Source organism: Sphingobacterium sp. Lzh-3 (assembly GCF_046764375.1).
Classification (GTDB): Bacteria; Bacteroidota; Bacteroidia; order Sphingobacteriales; family Sphingobacteriaceae; genus Sphingobacterium.
Genome location: NZ_CP177226.1, coordinates 5,695,100 through 5,716,527, shown reverse-complemented (window position 1 = coordinate 5,716,527; position 21,428 = coordinate 5,695,100). Strand labels below are relative to the sequence as shown.

Annotated in this window: 16 protein-coding genes; 4 read left to right on the top strand and 12 right to left on the bottom strand. The window is 41.1% G+C overall.

Features of this window, described 5'->3' with window-relative positions:
* Positions 1 to 53 precede the first annotated feature (53 nt).
* Positions 54 to 623 (bottom strand): hypothetical protein, encoded by a 570-nt coding sequence (locus tag ACLCDV_RS23955; protein ID WP_317669321.1) that lies wholly within the window; start codon positions 621 to 623, stop codon positions 54 to 56.
* Between the two features lie 310 nt (positions 624 to 933).
* Here ACLCDV_RS23955 and ACLCDV_RS23950 point away from each other — a divergent pair, with 310 nt between their 5' ends.
* Complete coding sequence (locus ACLCDV_RS23950) at positions 934 to 2,544, top strand: S41 family peptidase (protein WP_317669322.1); 1,611 nt, start codon at positions 934 to 936, stop codon at positions 2,542 to 2,544.
* On the opposite strand, the gene ACLCDV_RS23945 is transcribed toward ACLCDV_RS23950, so the two are convergent.
* The 5 genes from ACLCDV_RS23945 to uvrA form a co-directional block, all read right to left on the bottom strand.
* A complete protein-coding gene (locus tag ACLCDV_RS23945; protein WP_333577178.1) occupies positions 2,534 to 3,697 on the bottom strand; it encodes an endonuclease/exonuclease/phosphatase family protein in 1,164 nt (387 codons plus the stop codon). The genes ACLCDV_RS23950 and ACLCDV_RS23945 overlap by 11 nt on opposite strands.
* Positions 3,642 to 4,520 carry a rhomboid family intramembrane serine protease gene (locus ACLCDV_RS23940; protein WP_333577177.1) on the bottom strand — a complete coding sequence of 293 codons (879 nt, stop codon included), beginning with the start codon at positions 4,518 to 4,520 and terminating at the stop codon, positions 3,642 to 3,644. The genes ACLCDV_RS23945 and ACLCDV_RS23940 overlap by 56 nt, the downstream gene beginning before the upstream one ends.
* Positions 4,521 to 4,531: 11 nt before the next feature.
* A complete protein-coding gene (locus ACLCDV_RS23935; protein ID WP_317669325.1) occupies positions 4,532 to 5,218 on the bottom strand; it encodes a rhomboid family intramembrane serine protease in 687 nt (228 codons plus the stop codon).
* 12 nt (positions 5,219 to 5,230) lie between these two features.
* Positions 5,231 to 7,117, bottom strand: a complete 1,887-nt coding sequence (gene mutL, locus ACLCDV_RS23930) for a DNA mismatch repair endonuclease MutL (RefSeq protein ID WP_411972419.1) — start codon at positions 7,115 to 7,117, stop codon at positions 5,231 to 5,233.
* A gap of 303 nt (positions 7,118 to 7,420) precedes the next feature.
* Positions 7,421 to 10,261 (bottom strand): excinuclease ABC subunit UvrA, encoded by a 2,841-nt coding sequence (gene uvrA / locus ACLCDV_RS23925; protein WP_411972418.1) that lies wholly within the window; start codon positions 10,259 to 10,261, stop codon positions 7,421 to 7,423.
* 157 nt (positions 10,262 to 10,418) lie between these two features.
* Here uvrA and ACLCDV_RS23920 point away from each other — a divergent pair, with 157 nt between their 5' ends.
* Complete coding sequence (locus ACLCDV_RS23920; protein ID WP_411972417.1) at positions 10,419 to 11,474, top strand: DUF2157 domain-containing protein; 1,056 nt, start codon at positions 10,419 to 10,421, stop codon at positions 11,472 to 11,474.
* A 3-nt stretch (positions 11,475 to 11,477) separates the two neighbouring features.
* Here ACLCDV_RS23920 and ACLCDV_RS23915 read toward each other — a convergent pair whose 3' ends face one another.
* The gene (locus tag ACLCDV_RS23915; RefSeq protein ID WP_333577173.1) at positions 11,478 to 12,152 is read right to left on the bottom strand and encodes a response regulator transcription factor; all 675 of its coding nucleotides are present in this window, start codon (positions 12,150 to 12,152) and stop codon (positions 11,478 to 11,480) included.
* A 71-nt stretch (positions 12,153 to 12,223) separates the two neighbouring features.
* On the bottom strand, positions 12,224 to 13,567 hold the full coding sequence (locus tag ACLCDV_RS23910; RefSeq protein WP_411972416.1) for a sensor histidine kinase: 1,344 nt from the start codon (positions 13,565 to 13,567) through the stop codon (positions 12,224 to 12,226).
* A gap of 242 nt (positions 13,568 to 13,809) precedes the next feature.
* Here ACLCDV_RS23910 and ACLCDV_RS23905 point away from each other — a divergent pair, with 242 nt between their 5' ends.
* Positions 13,810 to 16,182, top strand: a complete 2,373-nt coding sequence (locus tag ACLCDV_RS23905) for an outer membrane beta-barrel family protein (protein ID WP_411972415.1) — start codon at positions 13,810 to 13,812, stop codon at positions 16,180 to 16,182.
* 153 nt (positions 16,183 to 16,335) lie between these two features.
* Here ACLCDV_RS23905 and ACLCDV_RS23900 read toward each other — a convergent pair whose 3' ends face one another.
* The 3 genes from ACLCDV_RS23900 to ACLCDV_RS23890 all read right to left on the bottom strand — a co-directional run bounded on the left by ACLCDV_RS23900 (position 16,336) and on the right by ACLCDV_RS23890 (position 19,499).
* On the bottom strand, positions 16,336 to 16,752 hold the full coding sequence (locus tag ACLCDV_RS23900) for an OsmC family protein (RefSeq protein ID WP_070570243.1): 417 nt from the start codon (positions 16,750 to 16,752) through the stop codon (positions 16,336 to 16,338).
* Positions 16,753 to 16,921: 169 nt separating this feature from the next.
* Positions 16,922 to 18,250, bottom strand: coding sequence for an SGNH/GDSL hydrolase family protein (locus ACLCDV_RS23895; RefSeq protein WP_317669333.1), 1,329 nt, complete (start codon positions 18,248 to 18,250; stop codon positions 16,922 to 16,924).
* Positions 18,251 to 18,272: 22 nt separating this feature from the next.
* Positions 18,273 to 19,499 (bottom strand): OmpP1/FadL family transporter, encoded by a 1,227-nt coding sequence (locus tag ACLCDV_RS23890; protein ID WP_411972414.1) that lies wholly within the window; start codon positions 19,497 to 19,499, stop codon positions 18,273 to 18,275.
* A gap of 148 nt (positions 19,500 to 19,647) precedes the next feature.
* On the opposite strand from ACLCDV_RS23890, the gene tpx reads away from it, so the two are divergent.
* Entirely contained in the window at positions 19,648 to 20,148 is a 501-nt protein-coding gene (gene tpx, locus ACLCDV_RS23885) for a thiol peroxidase (RefSeq protein ID WP_333577169.1), read from the top strand.
* Positions 20,149 to 20,236: 88 nt separating this feature from the next.
* Here the strand turns inward: tpx and ACLCDV_RS23880 are convergent, their stop codons facing one another.
* Positions 20,237 to 21,409, bottom strand: a complete 1,173-nt coding sequence (locus ACLCDV_RS23880; protein ID WP_309365703.1) for a trans-sulfuration enzyme family protein — start codon at positions 21,407 to 21,409, stop codon at positions 20,237 to 20,239.
* Between the last annotated feature and the right edge of the window lie 19 nt (positions 21,410 to 21,428).

Here is a 21,428-nt window from a genome sequence, read left to right as displayed (position 1 = left end):
GGATAATACAGTAAAGAACAAGGATTAAAGCATAAAGACACAATAAGCAGGTTTTAAAAACCAAGACGTTTTGTCAAGGAATCATTCACGTGGTGAAAAACCTGTTTCGGTTTTAATGCCCGCCAGGGGAGCTCATTCAAAGCACCACCGAAATTAATGTAATAATCTATATTTTGCTGCTGGAATTCTTCAATAACATGCTCACGGAAACCAATGCCCGCAATCCATCCGTCCTCGATATCCTGAAACCATTCCTCATAGTAAGAGTCGTCTGAAGCATGAAAATTCAGTACATTCTCTCCGATTAGAATAAAATACTTGATCCCTTGACTGATCAATACATCAATAATCTCTCGCTTGAGCAACATGATGTCATTGTAGATTGCATCATTCCATTCACCAATCAGTTCGATAATACAGTACTGTTTCTCATAGTCTACAAACAGTATTTTCAGATATAAGGTAAGCGAACCGAATTCATCCCATTGTGGGTGCAAAAGAAAATTATAGATCTGTTTGTCAAAATCGAATTCGCTGTAGACTGTACCATAAAATGGGGATTGTTCATCTTCAGCGGCAATGTAATAGTCCCGCCAATTGTAATAAGGTTCGATTTCGTGCATAAAGTGGAATCTTTTTAATTCAAACTAAGATAAATTTACGCGAATTTGCAAGTTAAATTATAGCGATCATTGTCACGTATTGAAATTAAATGTTTGGCACTCCGACGAGCTGTTTGGTTATGATTTTTGATAAAGACTTTTAATCATGGACAGCTTTGTTCCTTGACCAAAACAAGGACGTGAACTTTTTGTTTTTAATGTAAAAATATGGGTTCAAAAACTCGTTTAACCGAATAAACTTGCTATTTTTGATAAAGTAATTAATTGTTGAATAGTTTGTCTCATCTTCGGTAATTCATGAAGATCTCCCATGCAGAAAAGTATTAAACGAAATATTTTTGTAGCCGCTACATATGCTGCAGTATTGCTTCTCGGCTTGCTGTTGGGACAAAATTATGCCGAGGAACAGGGAAGTAACCAGAAAACCACCTTTTCAAGCTTGCGCTCCAATGGCAATTCCGATAAATTACAATATCTCATTCAGTTAATTTCCGAGAATTACGTCGATAATGTCAGTATAGACACCGTGCAGGATGAAGCCATTGAGCATGTTGTTTCCCGCCTGGATCCTTTTTCCACCTTTTTGAGACCCAATCAAGTGCTAGCAAAGCAGGAAACGCTTGAGGGAACATTTGATGGTATCGGAGTAGAGTACTTTCGCCTGAAAGATACGCTACTTGTTGTTGGGATGGTTGCAGCTGGTCCCGCGGAGAAAGCAGGTATGCGTATCGGCGACCGCATTTTAAAGATCGGTAATAAGGATCTTGTCGGAAGAAAGGTTGCCGAATCCGAAATTGAAAAACTGATCCGCGGAAAGAAAGGAACAGCTGTATTGATCACCATTCAACGCAATGGAGTAGTATTGGGCAATCCAATAAAAGTCATTCGTGATCAGGTAAATGTTTCGAGTTTAGATGCATCGTATATGATCGCTCCGAAAACAGCTTATGTGAAAATTCGAAGATTTGGACATAAGACAGCAGATGAATTCCGCCAGTCACTCATTGACTTACGAAAAAGCGGAGCTCAAGATCTTATTTTGGATTTACGTAATAATGGTGGCGGATTTGTACATACGGCAATTGATCTGGCTGGTCAATTTTTCAAAGAAAAGAGACTGTTGATGTATACCGAGGGTGCGAATGAACTGCGCCAGGATTTCTATTCTGAGAAGGCGGGCGATTTTGGTGATGGCCGGGTCATTGTGCTGATCAATGAAAGCACAGCATCAGCGAGCGAAATACTGAGCGGTGCTCTTCAGGATTTGGATCGGGCAACTATTGTCGGCCGCAGATCCTATGGCAAAGGTTTGGTGCAAGAGCAATTTGATTTTTCAGACGGTTCTGCAATCAACCTGACAGTGGCTCGCTACTATACACCACTTGGAAGATGTATTCAGCGAAAATATGCACGGGCGAATTTTGATGCAGCAAAATACATGACAGGCTTTGATCTATGGACAATGGATACCGAATTCAGCCAAAAGGAAATGTTTACAACCAGCAAAGGAAAGCTTGTATTCGGTGGTGGCGGTATTCTTCCGGACGTGACTATCCCGATTGACACCAATGAAACCAGTGCCAAGTACCGTGAGATATTTCATTCCAATGCAATCGAAGAGTTTGTTTATGATCGTTTCACGAAACATCTGCCGGCATATTCTATCGAGAATTTCATTAGTGGCTATCACTTGCCAGCAACAGAATTTGATCTATTCATTTCATATCTTAATAGCCAAAAGCGGATCGCGGTCACAGCCAAAGAAGCAAAAAACTTACATGATTTAATTCAATCCGATATTGAGGCCTTGGTAGGTCGGTATTATTTTGGTCGTGAAGCGTATTACAAAATCAAAAACCGAAGAGATAAATTTATTGAAATAGGTCTTAAAACGTTGGGCTATCAGATGCCTAAGGTTTAAGTCTAAGATCAGACCATACAGGATAATGATCCGACAATTTCTGTTTGACAATCTGATAGTTCATCACCTGAAATTTCTGGCTGGCAAAAATATAATCGATCTGGAATATTGGAAGGAGGGCATGATGGGTTACTCCCCAGCCGTTACCTTTCTCCTTAAATGCATTGTACAGCCCGTCTCCAATTAGATTGACCGAGTAGCTCATTGGCGTATCATTGAAATCACCTACCGCAATATAAGGATATTGACATTCATTCATGTGTTTCTTTAACGAATGCGCCTGTTCGCTACGAAGCTCGAAGGCATTCTTAAGTTTACGGCTCAATTTACGTGTCCTCGAATTATCCGATTCATTCGTATTGGACAGATTTTGGATAAATTCCTTGTCTTCATTTTGAAGCGCAAAAGAACGGAGATGTATATTATAGATGCGAATCAGTGTATCCTGTTTTTTGATATCGACATAACTAATCCGGTTGATTCCGTAATCGTTGTCTCTGATGGTACCTGAATCATAGATTGGGAAGCGGGACAGGACAGCCATTCCATACGCCTCGTAATCGTTTTTAGAACTAGGTTCAAAGAAAAAATAATCATAGCCCAGTTTATCTTTGAATTCCTCGGAGAACACATGTTTTCCTTTAATCTTGCTAATATATTCCTGAAAGCAGATCACATCGGGAGATATGCTGTCAATAATACGGACGACATCGGCTTTAAAATTTTTTTTCTCATCGTTTACTTTTTTGAACAAATGGGCGTTGAAAGTCATGATGCGAAGGGTACGTGTCTCGGAAGAAACAGGGGAATTCTCTTTGCGAATGTTCCAATGTTTAGTTAAAAAAGGCCATCCAATGAGGATTGTAACGAGTGAATAAAGAGCAATTTTCCGTTTGCGGAGTAGCCAATAAAAGATAAATCCAATATTGATAAGGAGGATCGGAAGATAGCCTAAGCCCATAAATGCAATGGGCCAAAAAGATTTAGGATTAATGAAGGTCGCCGAATAGCTCATAAGTAATGCAACGATCGCAAGCACATTTGCCAGGAACATTGTTTTACTTATAAAGCCCAGTTTTCTTCTTAAAAATGTCCTTTTATCCATCAACCTTGTCACCACTATTGCTTGCCCTAAAGAGCGTTTCTTTTTCATGGCTCGTTAGACTGTCGTAGCCAGAAACAGAAATTTTATCTAAGATAGCATCGATTTCGTCCTGATTGGGTAAGTCATAACGATGTTTCCGATTTGTCGGAATATTGTTACCTACAACGACTTTCATTTTTGCAGGCTTCTTTAATTTTTTTTGAAAAATTGTAGACCAGTCCATCCCCGATTTTAGCGCATAAGTGAATCCCATTCCAAAAAGTATAACTGCAAAATACGAAATGGCTGCTGGTCGATTAGTCAGGGTAAGCGCAAGGAATTCCAATCCAAAATAAATGATAGCCACCAACTTTAGTTTCACCGTACCAATCAGCAGAAGTCGTAATTCATATTTGGGAACCAAAGTGACAATTGCCGCCAATACTGCTGCCAACGGGAGAGAGCCGCCCATGAGCTGAACGCTGTCAGAAACGGGAATAAGTGACCCAAAGCCCACATAAAGAACGCTGCCGAGCAGCCACGAAGCGATATAGACAAATAGAAATTGCCGCTTGTTTAAGAAGGTAAAAAAGATCTGACCGACCCAATAGAGCCAAAGACTATCAAAAAGTATGGTCAGAAGCTTGACGTAAACAAAATTCGATGTGATTAATGACCAAGGTTGTGCAATAAATGCTGAGAAATTACTCGGTAAACTCAATCGACGTACAATAGGCTCCAGAAAGCTTTGTGGTACAATTTTTAATTCGAAGAGTAGATCTAAAAAATAAATGAGGACAAATAAACAGACCTGAATACTGATCACCAAAGGTACGGGCGATCCAGTTTTATAGGTTTGTCTCCAAAAATCTTTTAAACCGATGTTATTCATTGCGCACGATATTAATAAATTCCTTTTCTAATCTTCCACAGTTTAAGCAGTAGATAGCCAAATAGTGCACCACCGACATGAGCCAGGTGAGCCACAGAATCCCCTGGTCTAGACAAGCTCATATAAATTTCGATGAGGATAAATCCACCGATCATATACTTTGCTTTGACTGGTACAGGAATAAACAAAAATTGAAGCGGTATGTTTGGAAAAAGGTAGGCAAATGCCAATAGAACACCATAAATGGCTCCTGAGGCCCCCAACATCGGAATGAGGTAAGTTAGGGCTTCATTATTTCCGGTATTGGCCATCGCAATAAGTTCGTTTCCGCTTATGCCGTGAAGTGGAGCGAAAGAACCTGTCGCATTATAGAGTTGTATACCATTTACAGCTGTATAAAGAAACCAGGCACCGATTCCTGAAACCAGGTAGAAATTTAAAAAACGTTTTGACCCAAGTACCTGCTCAATCATAGGACCGAACATAACCAGGGAAAACATATTGAAGAAAATATGGCTAATACTGTTCTTGTCGTGCATAAACATATGCGTGATCACCTGCCAGATTTTAAAATAAGGGGAGTCCGGATAATAGACCGCAAGATAATCATATGCTACAGGTACAAGTTGTGATCCAATATAAAATATGATATTGATGATCAATAAATTCTTGATAACAGGTGTCAATTGTGGAAACATATATTTTATCTTCTAGTTTTTACCAAATTTTTCCGCTAATTCTTGCAATGTAAATGTTACAATTACAGGATTCCCATAGATGGAGATATTGGGTGAGTGACAGGCAAAAAGTCTGTCCACAAGCTCTGCCATTGCTGTATTGTCCAACGCGGTACCAGGTTTAATGGCCGCATTACGGGCAAGGCTCTTAGCAAGATTTTCGCGCTTAGCGAGCTTATACTCAGATTGATTGTTTTTGTAATCCTCCAATATTTTCTCAATCATCTTTATTTCGTCAAATCCTGTCCCTAAGTCTGCAGGAATTCCGTCAATAATATAGGAATTTTTTCCAAATTCACGAATTTGAAAGCCTAAGCCATTAATGTCCTCCAGGAGGTCTTTCATTAATTCATTATCTGCAGCATTTAGGTCCAAAGTCTGTGGAAACAAACTTTGTTGACTCAGCCCTTTATGTTGGTCCAGTTGCGCAAGAAATTGTTCAAAGAGAATACGTTCATGTGCAGCCTGTTGATCGATTAGAATAAATCCAGAGTGAATCTGAGAAACAATATATTTATTATGGAGCTGAAAAAAGAGCTTTGAGGATGACTTATCTTCGACCTGAATGGCCTGTGAGCTATCCGTATGCAATTCCGGCTCCGCGTGTAGTGGCAGCTGAACAGATTCCTCCTTTTCGACGATTTGGTACAAGGAATCCCAATTGCTTGGTATGCCACCTGTTTTCTTACTGAGTCCTTCAGCGTAGCTTTCTGAGCGCGTGTAGCTCGAGCCAGATTTTGATTTGTCTGTATCAAATGGATTGAAGTCCGGATTAAAAGTTACCGTTGGAACGATAATTTCATCCAATGCCTTTTTTGTGATGAGATTGGTGAAGCTCGTTTCCTGTTCAAAATCCAAAGATGGCATGATATTGTACCGTCCCAACGATCTTTTTACGGCTGAACGGATAATGGCGTAAATAGCCTTATCGTCTTCATACTTAATTTCGGTCTTGGTAGGGTGTACGTTGATATCGATGCGTGCAGGATCTATGTCGATAAATAAGACATAGAAAGGGAATGTTTCAGCCTGTAAAATATCTTCATAAGCATTCATGACTGCATGGTGCAGGTATGGATCACGTACAAAGCGTTTGTTGACAAAGAAAAACTGTTCACCACGTGTTTTTTTTGCAAATTCAGGTTTCCCAACAAAACCTTCTACCTTGATGATGGACGTATCTTCTTCCACAGGGACAAGTCGCTGATTGTAATTGTTCCCGAAAATATGGACAATACGTTGTTTCAGCGTCTCAGCCGGCAAATGGTAGATCTCATTTCCGTCGCTATGTAAGGTTAGGAAAATCTGTGGATTTGATAAAGCAATACGTTGAAATTCATCAATAATATGACGCATTTCTACGGAGTTACTCTTTAGAAAGTTCCTTCGTGCAGGAATATTGTAAAAAAGATTTTTAACTAAAATATTTGTTCCGGCAGCAACAGCTTCCGGATATTGGTTGACAACTTTTGATCCCTCTATCTCAACAACAGTACCCAGTTCATCTTCGATGCGGCGTGTTTTGAGCTCTACCTGTGCAATCGCAGCAATGGAAGCCATTGCTTCTCCACGGAAACCCATGGTGCGGATAGCGAATAAGTCTTCAGCCTTACGAATTTTCGATGTTGCGTGACGCTCAAAACAAAGACGAGCATCAGTTACACTCATGCCACAGCCATTGTCAATGACCTGGATCAATGACTTGCCTGCGTCTTTAACAATAAGTTTTATTTTGTCAGCTCCAGCATCAATAGCATTCTCAATCAATTCTTTAATGGCAGACGCTGGTCGCTGCACCACTTCTCCCGCCGCAATCTGATTAGCAACATTATCTGGAAGTAATTGAATAATATCCGACATATAATACAAAGTTAAGAAATATCCATATTTGCAGGGTATAAACACCGATGAAAATCAATTGGACATTCCGTATGTTCTTTAAAGATAAAAGCCCTTAATGTATTCATTTATACAAATGAAAAAGGATGACATTGGTCATTGTTGTGGCCTACTCCTTGGCCTTCAAAGTCAGCGTGTGCTATCTGTTGCTCCTGCAAGCCAAAGCTTAATGAGTTGAGAAATATTCCCTTTGCAATAACCGGGCCATCCCCGGAAAACGGCAGCCTCGAAATATAATATCTCAAGACTGCTGTTTCGAAGACATTACATTTCTAATTTTAAGAAACGTGCTGTTTCGCTTTTATTATTTTTAATTAAGTTTTCAGGTGTTCCTTCAAATAGAACCTGACCACCATTTTTGCCACCTTCGGGACCGATATCAATGACCCAGTCAGCCGACTTAACGACATCAAGGTTATGCTCAATGATCAAAATGGTATTCCCGCGCCCGACAAGGCGATTGATAACGCCCATAAGAACATTGACATCTTCAAAGTGAAGGCCTGTAGTCGGTTCATCAAGGATATAGAATGTATTTCCAGTGTCTTTTTTAGAAAGTTCAGTAGCCAATTTTACCCGTTGTGCCTCACCTCCCGATAAGGTTGTTGAGGACTGTCCTAAGGTGATGTATCCCAAACCTACATCCTGCAGAGTTTTGATCTTTCGGTAAATACTCGGTACATTTTCGAAGAAATCCACAGCATCGTTGATGCTCATATCAAGTACATCGGAAATGGATTTTCCCTTATAGCGTACCTCTAAAGTTTCTCGGTTGTAGCGTTTTCCGTGACATGTTTCACAAGGAACCTGTACATCGGGGAGGAAATTCATTTCAATGACTTTCAATCCGGCTCCCTGACAGGTTTCACAACGACCACCTTTGACGTTAAAGGAGAATCTTCCGGGCTTATAGCCCCTGATCTTAGCTTCTGGAAGCTGAACAAACAAGGTTCTGATATCCGAAAATACACCAGTATAGGTCGAAGGGTTTGACCGCGGTGTGCGGCCGATAGGACTCTGGTCGATCTCGATGACTTTGTCAATATGTTCTAGCCCTTCAATTTTTTTGAAAGGCAGTGGGGTTGCTTTGGCTCTGAAAAAATGTTTATTCAAAATCGGGTATAAAGTACCTGTGATTAGGCTTGATTTACCCGAACCTGAAACACCCGATACAACAATGAGTTTTCCTAATGGAAAAGAGACAGACAGGTTTTTTAAGTTATGTCCGGTTGCTCCGTGTAATGACAATTTTTTTCCATTGCCCTCACGGCGTTTCTCAGGAATCTTAACCTCTTTTGTCCCGTTGAGGTAAGCTGCTGTTAAAGAGTCGGATTTTAGGATTTCTGTTGGTGTACCTTCGGCAACGACAGTACCACCATGAACGCCTGCAGCGGGTCCCATGTCGATAACATGGTCGGCATGTAGGATCATGTCTTTATCATGTTCTACAACAAGGACCGAATTGCCAATATCGCGTAGGTTTTTAAGCGCATTGATCAAACGTTCGTTATCCCGCTGATGGAGCCCAATACTCGGTTCATCCAGAATATAAAGTACATTCACCAGTTGAGAACCAATCTGTGTGGCCAGACGGATCCGCTGTGCTTCACCCCCCGAAAGTGTTTTAGCTGTACGGTCCAAGGTCAAGTAATTTAGGCCGACGTCCAGCAGGAAGCCCAAACGTGCACGGATTTCCTTTAATATCTCCGTTGCAATAATGAGCTGGCGTTCATCAAGTTTGCTTTCTACCTGATCAAACCATTCTTTGATGGATGTAATGTCCATCGTTGAGAGCTCATGGATATTCTTATCCGCAATTTTAAAATGTAAAGACTCTTTTTTCAGACGTGCTCCCGCACAGGTTGGACAGGTCACTTTCGTTCTGAAGTCATCTAAAGAGGGCGCTTCATCCGATGATTTTCCCGAAAACTCTTCCAGCATCTTAAAGATTCCTTCAAATTCAACACGATATTCACGTGTGCCATAACTTCCATAAGATACCGTGACAACGATAGGCTCTTCCTTATTGCCAAATAAAAGCTGGTCAATCTGTTCTTCAGTTAGTTTTTCAAGCGGTGTTGTAATGGTAAAATCTAATTTTTTTGCGACAGCTTTCAATACTTCCGAAGTCCAATTTTCCCGGGTAGGTCCCAAAGGGGCCAAACCACCTTTTTGAATACTTAGTTTTTTATCCGGGATAACGGCATTCTTATCAATTTCAAAAATATAGCCCAAACCATCACATGTAGGACACGCACCATATGGGGAGTTGAATGAGAAGGTATTTGGCTGTGGCTCATCATAAGAGATCCCTGATTCGGCATCCATGAGATAACGGCTATAGAATTGCTCCTGATTATCTTTGGTGGAGACCTTGATGATACCTTTCGCTGTTTTCATCGCCTGCATCACGGAAGTCTGTAAGCGCTTTTTATCTTCACGCTCTATTTTCAGACGATCTACGACGATTTCAATATCGTGTATTTTGTAGCGGTCAACCTGCATTTTAGGAACAAGGTCCAATATTTCTCCATCCACACGTACCTTCACATAGCCTTGCTTGCGGATTTGTTCAAACAACTCACGGTAGTGGCCTTTACGCCCCTTAACCACTGGAGCCAGGATGTTCAGCGCCTGTCCTTCAAATTCAGTCAAAATCCGTTCGATAACCTGATCGTCCGACATACGCTCCATTTTCTTCCCAGTCACATAAGAGAAAGCTTCTCCTGCTCGGGCAAATAGTAGACGCATAAAATCATACACCTCAGTAATGGTTCCAACAGTGGATCTTGGGTTTTTGCTAGTGGTTTTCTGCTCAATGGAGATCACTGGGCTTAAGCCCGATATCTTGTCCACATCCGGACGTTCCATGCCACCCAAAAACTGACGGCTGTAGGCACTGAATGTCTCCATATACCGACGTTGTCCTTCGGCATAAATGGTGTCAAAAGCCAGAGAAGACTTTCCACTGCCACTTAGCCCTGTGATAACAACCAATTCATTTCTCGGAAAAGAAACATCTATATTTTTAAGATTATGCGCACGCGCTCCAAATACCTGAACTTCACTTTGTTCGCCCAAATCTGGGCTTCTTTTTACTGCCATGAAAACTCCTTAAGGTCCCCGTGTGAGGGATTAAATGCAAAACATGCAAAATTACAGATTTTAAAGGAATTATGCGAGCCTATCTGACTTTTGGAACAAAATGTGATATACACGTGATTTAAAAAAATAATGTACCTTGCACAGTAAATCTAAATTTATGCGAAAATACGACGTCAGCAAACAAGAGAAACAATCGATCGACGATATTGTCCAGTTTTGGAAGAAAGAGAACTTATTGGATGAACAAAAAGCGAACGAGTTGATGGATAGTTTAGACGTGAAAAGTTTTGATTGGGGACAATTGGCTAGATATGCCTTTTGGATTGCCTTGGCATCTCTGGTCTTCGCTGTTTTTTCGTTGTTTACAGATGCATCATTCCTGGCCTTTGTGGATACACTCTACGAAGCACCTAATATCCTATTTTGCTTCTTTTTCGCTGCCGTGGCTGTATTATTCTATACGCTGGGTTTTCGGTATAAGAAACGCTATCCTTATAAAAATCTATCCACGGAAACCATGATGCTGATTGGGGTTTTCGGAACTGCGGCCTGCATCGGGTTTATGGGTAAAGTACTGGATAAAGATACGATGCACTATTCCCTGTTATTTTTGCTCTCCGTGGCGATTTATGGCTTTCTCGCCATTAAGCTTGAGAGTAAGCTGATTTGGACGTTTATGCTTTTGGCCTTGGGCGTATGGTTTGCGACCGAGACCGCCTACCACAGCAATTGGGGATTTAAGTTTTGGGGGATGAACTACCCGCTGCGTTTTACCATTTTTGGGGCACTGATAACCGCGTTGGCTGTTTGGATTCAACCCAGGTTTGAAAGGCTACAAATCTTTCAGCCCATCAGTTATATTGTGGGATTGATCTATCTGATGGTATCCTTGTGGACCCTTTCTATTTTTGGGAATTATGCTGATTTCTATGAATGGACGACTGTACGTCAATACCATATGTTCTACTGGGGTATTTTATCCACTGCCGTGTCGGTATTCCTGGTTGTCTACGGCTTAAAAGCGAAAGATAATGTCAGCAGGGAAGTAGGTTTTGTATTTTTAGTGCTCAATATCTATACCCGCTATGTCGAGTATCTCTGGGATAATATCAATCGAGCAGTATTCTTTTTGATTTTGGCCGTGTCCTTTTGGTTTGTCGGCCGTTGGGCAGAGAAATTATGGAACAAACGGAAAGAAGAGGTTGCTGGATAACCCTTAAAATTGGATCCTAAATCCAACACCTCTATTTGAACTGATGCTCAGATTGGGATCCAGGCTTAAGTATTTGCGGATTCGGGTTATAAAGACATCCATGCTCCTTCCTGTAAAGAAATCTGCAGTTCCCCATACCTTTTCAAGGATTTCTTCACGCGTGACAAGCTGGCCATTGTGTTGCCATAGAAAGAGGAGAAGTTGGGCTTCACGTTCAGTGAGCTTAAATTGTTCCAAAGTATGGCTTAATAATAATTGTTCGGGATGGAATAGATAGCTCCCGATGGCGATCGATTTTGGAGTACTATTTTTCTGATTCCGCTTTAATATATTTTGTATGCGAAGCAATAGTTCCTCGGGATCACAAGGTTTAGTGACATAATCATCGGCACCGATTTTTAGTCCCGTGAGTTTATCTATTTTTTGCTCCTTGGCTGTTAAAAAGATAAAGGGTAAAGCAGGGTATCGTGCATTGATTTCTTTGGCGAGGCTAAAACCACTGATTTGAGGAAGCATAACATCCAGTATCACCAGATCGTAATCGGCTAGCTGCTGGAAATTTTCCGTCAGATCATTGGGCTGCGCTATCCAGTCTATGGCAAATGCGGATAGCTCAAGGTACTGCTTAAGCATAAAGCCAAAATCTGGGTCATCTTCCACGAGTAATATTTTATTCATTTTTGTCTTCAGTAGTTAATATAAATGCGTTTGTCTATGGCCGCTATTTCCTTTACACGGCTTACCCTCATTCATATTTCCGATGATGGAACAAGCGTATGCGGCAGCTGAATTTTAAATATAGTCCCTACATCGGGCTTGCTGGTTACGGTAAGCTGTCCGTGATAACGATCGACGATTTTTTTTACAAGGAAAAGACCGATTCCCAAGCCTCTGGTGTCGTGAACATTGTCTTTTTGGATGCGGTAAAACTTGTCGAAGATATAAGGTAACTCGGACTCCGCCATGCCATAACCGTTATCCTGTATATAAACGGAGCATTTACCTTTCTGATCCTCAAAAGAGATATTAATCCAAGTTGCGCCATATTTTACGGCATTGTTCATCAGATTCTGAAATAGTGTTGTCGCATCATTTGGACTCAGGCATAATTTGCCGTCAGGCAAAGGACTTAATTGGAATGCGATAGTTGGATTGGTCAATTGAAAATCGTCGAAAATAGCTTGAAGTTCTGTATTGGTAACAGGAGGCTGATCAATTGTTTGAAGATTTTCATGAAGCGGATCGAGTGTCTGTTCCAAGCGGTTTACTTGTCGCTCAATGACCGTTATAATGCTTTCGTCTGTTGATTTCCGAAGTGTTTTAGCGGCAATTTTCAGGGTTGCAATAGGTGTTTTGAGTTCATGTGAAATATTGTCGACGACATCGTGCAGTACGGTGATCTGTTTCTGCTGTTTTCTGAGATTCTGAATGGTTCTATAAAAAAGCCAAAGAAACGCAACCAGAATAAATAGGGTGCTCAGTAGGAGCGAAGTAAGTTCTTTGAACAATATCCAGTTGAGATTCGTTACCTCAAAGGAAGTTTTTCGGTGAACAAAAAAGGTGTATAGGATCTCCCGGCTTTGGATAATGTCTTTGACTTTCTGTGTTTCTGTTTTTTCAGTTATCCACTCGCTCGAAGAGAGTTCTACAGGCTTACGAAATGTCCCATTCGTTAAGTAGACCGTGATTGGGCCGGCCACGATCTGTTTTTCTATATTCTTGAAGTAAATACCCAAGATTTCCTTTTTCAGGATAACATCCATTCCCAAGGGTTTAAATAAGCTGTCGACATATCGCGTGAGCCTTTGGGATGTTTTATGGGCGTTTGCGTGGTATAACTCCTTTAATTTTTCGGCCGTTATCTCATGTTTGACCAATTTGATGTAATAGTCTCTAGCAATATCTTTGCTCATTAGATCATCATCAAAAAGCTTGTCATCGTCATGAAGCTTGCCCAGCTTACTTTTCACAGTGGCAAAAATATCACGCTGTTTGAGCTGATAGGTATTGTACAATTGATACCCCTGTATGCCGATTAGTACGGCAAAAAATAACGTAAAGAGGACGATATAACTTTTGGGTTTCAATTCCATACACAAATATAACTGCTGAGGGCTAAGATAATATACCTTAACGTACTATTAACCCTTCATTAACCATTATTTGGCGCAACTATAGACACTTTTGAAGCATAGTAGAATATCAGCGTATGAAATGGCCGCGATTGTCAAATAGGCACGACCGCAAACGGGCCTACGTGTAACAACACATAGATTCTAACAAATAGAATAATGAGGATAAGCTATACTCGAATTAAAAGACTAATTATTTTTACATGAAATTGATCCTATTTTTTCTGGCTTTCCCCTTGTTGATTTCGGCACAGACCAAACAAATCGGGGGACAAGTACAGGATGCAAACAAAATTGTGCTGGCAGGAGCGACCGTTATGCTATTGGATAGCAACTATCAAGAAATCCGTGATGTAAAGACTGACCATTTTGGAAAATTCTTACTTACGCTGGATCATCCGAGTGGATACTATCTTCGGACAAGCTATCTGAACTTCAAGTCTCAGGAACTTTTTTTTCGCAGCGATACCATTTCGGGCCCTTTGTTACTTGAACTTCTTCCCGAAGCAAAGGTACTCGAAGAAGCACAGGTCGTGGGTCGAGCGCCCCGATTGATCCGTAAATTGGATCGCTTGGAATTTAACGTTCAGAATTCCAATCTTTCAGCACTGAATAGCTGGGATATTTTGAAGCGTACGCCCTTGGTGATGGTGAATGGTGCAGATTTAATGGTCCGTGGGAACAAAAATATTGTTGTTCTCATTAATGACCGAAAAGTGATGCTCACGGGGGATGAACTGAAAACCTATCTGGAGAACACAGCAGGTAGCGACGTGCAGTCGATAGAGGTTATTACCAATCCACCTGCAAAATATGAAGCTGAGGGAAGCACGATTATCAATATTAAACTTTCCAAATCCAACCTATATGGCTATAGAGGCACGGTGGTTGCATTGGCCGAAAAAAGCAGTACCTGGAAGCAACTGTTTGGACTGACCCAGTACTATAAAAATGAAAAATTCAATCTTCGTGGTACGTATAATTTCGGACGAGGGACTTACGCACGTTATGAAACGAATTATGTTTATTATCCGAATGATCAAACCTCATGGGAAGGTGTCATGGATCGATTTGATACCAATAACAGTCAGAACAGCTATGTGTTTTCGATAGACTATACACCCGATACAACCTGGACGGTTAATGCTGGACTAAATGGTTATTTCGGACCGAAAACCTATGGTATTTATGAAGTGCCCACCATTATATACGATAAAAATCATGTACAGGAGTCAAGTTATTTTACCACCAATGATCATCAACGATCGACAAAAACGAATAACCTCTACCTTCAGGTAGCAAAGAAGCTTAATTCCAGGTGGAGCATAAATTGGTCATCCTACTTCACTGACAATCATTCGACAAATGATCAGGATGTACTGACAGCGCTGCGATTTAAGGGGGAAGAACCGACAGATACCCGATTTATCAGTAATAATGGAAATAAAAATCGGCTTTTTTCTTCGCAGATAGATTTCACCGGAAAGATAAAGAAGCTGGGGCTGGAGTTTGGTGGAAAATTTAGCGACGTGAAAACGACGAGCACCCTTGCTTTCTTTGATGATGAATCAGGGGAGCTCGAGCAAAGGCCTGATAAGAGTAGTGTGTTTGATTACAAAGAACGTAATGTGGCTTTGTATGGCTCATTGGACTATGCCTGGAAAAAATGGAGCTGGAAAGCAGGTCTAAGAGGAGAATATACCGATTTGGAAGGTATTGTATCCGAACCAGCTGATATCAATAAGCGTAATTATTTTGTGCTCTTTCCGACATTTTACATGCAATATGCCTTGACTGACGATCAGCAGTTTGGTTTTTCCTATGGAAAGCGTATCAGCCGACCTTCTTACTCCTGGCTTAATCCTGCAAAATCCTATTACAATCGTTTTTCTTATTTTCAGGGAGATCCACGTTTAAGGGCGACGATCGTTCATAATCTGAATCTGACCTGGACAAAAAACAACTGGAATATCGATCTCTTCTACCGATTTGAAAAGTGGCCCAATATGGAAATTTCCCGCCAAGATAACAACAATCACCAACTGATTTTCCAATATACCAATATCAAGAAAGGACAAGGGGCGGGGATAGACTTAGGAACGAGTTTTCAGCTGACCGGACGCTGGGGATTGAATCTGCAGCTAGAGGGGATGTATAACGAGAATTACTTTATGGGTACTGATGACGTATTGCACAAGAATGATGTGTATATCGGCAACGGAAACATAAGCACCAACTATGTGCTGAATAAGGATGCCGGTTGGAATCTTGAACTGGGTAATGCATTTACATCGCCCACGATACAGGGGCCATTTCATATTACAGGGTATTCAAGTGCCTATGTGATGACAAATCGAAAATTCTTTAAAAAGAAATTTGAAGTAAATCTATCATTTATGGATATTTTCAAAACAGAGAAAATGACGATATCATCCAAGTACGGCGATCAAAATAATTTTTATAGGGACTATCGGGATACCAGAAAAGTAAATCTGACGCTGCGGTATCATTTTGGAAATCAGAAAGTCAAAAGCAGTAATCAGCCCACTAGAACAGAAGAGCAGAATCGTTTGTAAATCAGTTAACCTTAGTAAAGTTAAATCCTTCCGATTCCCTGTACCTATTTTATTCATAATACATTGGTAAAGGAAATGGATGTAGCATACATTAAAAACAATAATCCTCCACATCGCATGTGGAGGATTATCAGATGCCAAGAAAGTATTTTCTTAGTTTATCTTTAAAGAATACGTGATATTGATACCGCCAGCGGCAAGCATATCGTGTACTGAGCAATACTTTTTAACGGCTAATTCAGCCGCTTTGGCTGCTTTTACCTCATCAATTTCACCTTTTAGGAAAAAATTAATGTGAATATCTGTAAATACTTGTGGAATTTCTTCGCGGCGTTTTCCTTCCACCTCAACCTGGATATCGTCAATTTGCTGGCGTTGTTTTACCAGTATACTATGGAGGTCAAAGACGCTGCAAGATCCCAGTGCCATTAAAACCAATTCCATTGGACGAACACCTTTTCCTTCACCGCCGATGGCTTCTGAACCATCGATGTTGACTTTGACGGGGGATAATTCACTGCTGGCTTCGAAATGCACAGCTTGGTTGACACGGTTTAATTTGATTTTCATCTTATTTTATTTTATTCTTTTTGCTCGTTTAGGCTGTGGGGACATGATATGATACTTCACTTCCTTTTTCAAACCATACGAGAGCTTTGTAGTTCAATCTATACTAAACAAATATACAAAAAAGGCAGACGATTATTCGTCTGCCTTTTGTCAGTATGTTGGTCACTGTTTATTTTGTGACGGTATCTGGCAGTTTAACACCGCGATATTTGGCTACGTCAACTTGTGGGATCTTCGATCCATATTTTGAATTGATCGCACTGATAAAGATATTGGCCATCAACGCATTTCCAATTGGTGTAAGGTGTATTCCATCCAGCGAGAATGCATTTCCGGTAATGTATTTGGCGCTCACCGCTAATCCGTTGATACGAACACCATCTTTTACATTGTTCAAGAATTCATGCACATCAGCTAAGGCCAAGCCTTTTGAATTTGCAGCAGCTTTGATGGCGGTATTAAACTCATTGATGCGTTGTACCACTGTTGCCGTTTCGCTTACATCAAGTACGTATTTGTCTTCCACGGGGTTCAGTGGGTGTAAGCCGTACGGAATTTGTGCGGCATTAGGTTTTCCCAATAATCCCGTTGAGGAGAATGGTAGAACAAAATAATCTTGATCGGTAGCTGCACGAGAACCTGACTTTGTTGCAATGTAGATATTTGTTACCGGTGTCGGCGGATTTGTTGCATTCACGGCTGCCAGTAAGGCTGCACGGGTGACCGTTGTGAAATAAGGTGTTGCTGTTACATCTGGAATTGTGGCCAATACTCCTTTTCTATCCCCTTGAGTCAATGCCTGTACATAACCATTGAGAATCGCAGTAAACTGAGCTGTTTCTGTCAACACAGTTGTCGGATCCGGTTTATTTGTTATTGGGTTAATGTTCACCACACCACCGTTAGTTGCCCAGCCGAGCGCATCATTATTGCCCAGCGCAAAACTAAAGAAGGTGTGATTTTGCGTGGTGGAATAGGTGAAATAGGTTTTCATCATATCCGCATCTGGCAGCAAGCGCTCAAAATACATGTTTCCGGCGGGCGACCCCATGCCTGCTACCATAGAAAGGTCCATACGCATGCCCGGTACACCAAGGTTATTGATCGGATCTGTATATTTGGTCAATAATTTTGGTGAAGCTGAGCGATAAGCTAATTTATCGGTTACCTGTGCTGTCACAGGCTGTCCATTGACAAGTGCTGTAAGCGTAATATAGCCAGAGCCATTGGCTTGATCTTCACTGAAAAATGGCGATTTGAACTCACCACCACCCACTTGTTTTAATTGCTCCGCAATTAAATTGGGATAGGCTACTTTTTGGCCTTCCAAGTACAGTCCGCCATCTGCATAACCTGCTGCCAATGAATTACCGATGGCAACATATTTTGAAAAATTCACCGAACCAGCCGAAGGCGTATATTCGTCCAAGGTCGGTTTACATGAGGCGATCGCTAAAAGTGCTAACGCCGCAGCTATATAAAGTTTGTTTTTTTTCATCTTAGTCAAATTTGGCTGTTAATTACCATTTATAGCTTACACCAATACCAGGAGCAAAAATATTTGTTGCATACGTACCTGATAGATGGCTCTCCACGTTGGTTGACTGGCGAGCCACAATCCGTTGGTACGCAAAGGAACCTGTGACATCAAATTTTGGTGATGGTTTTATAGTAAAACCTCCCGATATTAAGTATCTGGTGTTGTCTGGCGTCTCGGGATAAACATAGGCACTCTGCTGTACCGGTGTTGCGATTACACCACCACCTATACGTAATTGCAAGCGGTCGGAAGCAAGGTATTCCAATCCTGCTTTGACGGATCCTGCTTTATCGTATTTTTTTGGTGAATGCGTATCTTGCAATACGGGCGTGTTTTCTTTGTAATCGAAATCTAGCGCCTTATAGATGTCATAATTGATGAGCGTTGCATCAAGAGCCATCTTCAATTTCTCCGAAATAGGGAAGGCGATGCCTGCGGCAAATGTGGATGGTAGCGGTAATTCAGCACTGAATTTGTTGCCCGCAGGGAAGTTGCTTGCGACGGATTCAGGTACGTCAAAAGTTGCATCGCCATTTTTAAGTTTGGTGACAACTTTAGAGCGGTAACTTACCGATATGGCAAACTCGTCTTCTAAGTTATAATGAATACCCACGTTATACCCCGTGCCAGTTCCGGTTCCTTTTAAGGTTGCCAGTCCGGCGTGACCATCCGGATAGAATACCGGAACAGAATTTTCGAGGTCTACGGTACCAACATTGTATACAAAACCACCCCCAACACTAAAATTTTCAGTCAGTTTGAAACTTAATGTGGGCTGAATATAGATTGCACGTAGCGAAAGGCTGACCAAACTGAATTTACCTACCCAATCTTTCCCCCAATCGACGGCACCACCATACGGTGTGTAGACTCCAATACCGGCTTTCCACCAGGAATTTTTGGGGCCGAATGCGGCAAATAATGAAAAAGGAGTTGAAATCTGATTTCTAGTATGATAAACAACTGTACTTCCAACCTCTTGAAATGCCGATTTGTACATTACGGCATTGCCGGCAACTGAAATAGCATTATGGTCCATTTTTGCTAAGGCACCCGGGCTATAGAAAATGGAAGATTCATCTAAAAAGTAAGCAGAGCCTGCTCCTCCCATTCCCACTGCCTTGGGACTTTGTAGATTCACTTGTGATCCTTGTGCAAACAAGAGTGACGGACTTGCACAAAGTATTGAGAATAGTAGTTTCTTCATACTAGTGTTTATTGTTTGGTTAACATTCCTCTTTCAAATACAATGCTAACATAATAAATGTTTGACTAAAATTAATAAATGTTGTGTAATATTTTTTTTGCTCGTACCTTTAAGTGCAAGGATACTAAAAATTAAACGATCATATTATATGGCTACAATCACTTTTAAAGGCAATCCAGTAAACACGAAAGGCAGTTTACCACAGGTTGGCGAGCAAGCTCCTGATTTTAAATTAACTGCAGGCGATCTTTCCGATAAGTCTCTTACAGATTTCAAAGGAAAAAAAGTTGTATTAAATATTTTTCCTAGTGTAGATACCGGAACTTGTGCTGCTTCCGTACGTGCATTTAATAAAGAGGCTTCTCAGTTGGATAACACTGTTGTGTTATGTATATCGAAAGATTTGCCTTTTGCACAAGGACGCTTTTGTGCAGCAGAGGGGCTAAATAACGTAGTGACATTATCAGAGTATAAAGATTCAAACTTTTCAGATGCTTATCAATTGGCTATCGCTGATGGACCTTTGGCAGGTTTATTAAGCCGTGTTGTCATCACATTGGATGAAACTGGAAAAGTATTGTACGAAGAGCAAGTCGCAGAAATTGCTGATGAGCCAAATTATGCTGCAGCGATCGCATCGTTGAATTAAGAAGGCTGCGAGTGAATAAAAAAAGCCTTTGCTTATGCAAAGGCTTTTTTAGTTGATGTATATTCGTTAACTATGACAAAGCGAACGTTTATTTCGTTTTCTCTAAAGCCTGCAAGATATCGTTGATGATATCTTGTTGATCTTCCAGACCCACAGACAGACGGATACTGCCCGGTTTGATGCCTAAGTTCAGGCGTTCATCTTCCGACAATTTTGAGTGTGTGGTGGAGGCTGGATGCGTTGCGATTGATCTTGAATCTCCTAAATTAGAGGTATATAAAATCATTTCCAAATGATCTACAAAGGCTTTTGCGCGCTCAAAACCACCTTTGACAACAAAGGTTACAATACCGCCACCAGCTTTCATTTGTTTCTTGGCCAGCTCGTATTGTGGATGGCTTGGTAAAAATGGATATTTTACATCCTCAATTTCCGCATGATTTTCCAAGGCCTCGGCCAAAGCCAATGCGTTAGAACAATGGCGGTCCATACGGATGCCCAACGTGTCTAAACTTTTCGATATGATCCAGGCATTGAATGGCGATAATGCGGGGCCTGTATGACGGATAAAGAACATCAATTTATCGATAAGCTCTTGTTTTCCGACAACAATACCGCCCAAAACACGACCTTGTCCATCCATATATTTTGTTGCCGAATGGATCACGAGGTCAAATCCATACTGAATTGGCTTCTGGAGATAAGGTGTGGCAAAGCAATTATCAATTGAAAGGATGATATTTGGATATTTCTCCTTGAATTTACCCAGCCATTCCAAATCAACCAGTTCCAAGCCGGGGTTAGAAGGCGACTCTAAAAAGATGATTTTCGTATTCGGCTGGATTGCTTTTTCCCATTCTTCCGGATTAGCTGCGTCTACGTAAGTTGTTGTAACACCCCAACGTGGGAAGAGTTCCGTAAATAACTGATGTGTAGAGCCGAATATTGCACGTGAAGAAACGATATGGTCTCCACTTTCGATAATTCCTGCAAAGGAGGCAAATACTGCTGCCATACCTGATGCAAAAGACAATCCTGCTTCGGCGCCTTCAAGAATACAGACTTTGTTGATGAACTCAGAGGTATTTGGATTGGCATAGCGGGAGTAAATCATTGCATCCTCTTCGCCAGCAAAGACCGCCCGACCTTGTTCAGCGCTGTCGAAGATAAAACTTGATGTAAGGTATAAAGGAGTCGAATGTTCGCGAAGTGCTGAACGATCGACCTGTTCACGTATGATTTTAGATTGATCTTGTTTCATGATGTGTAAAGGTACGAGA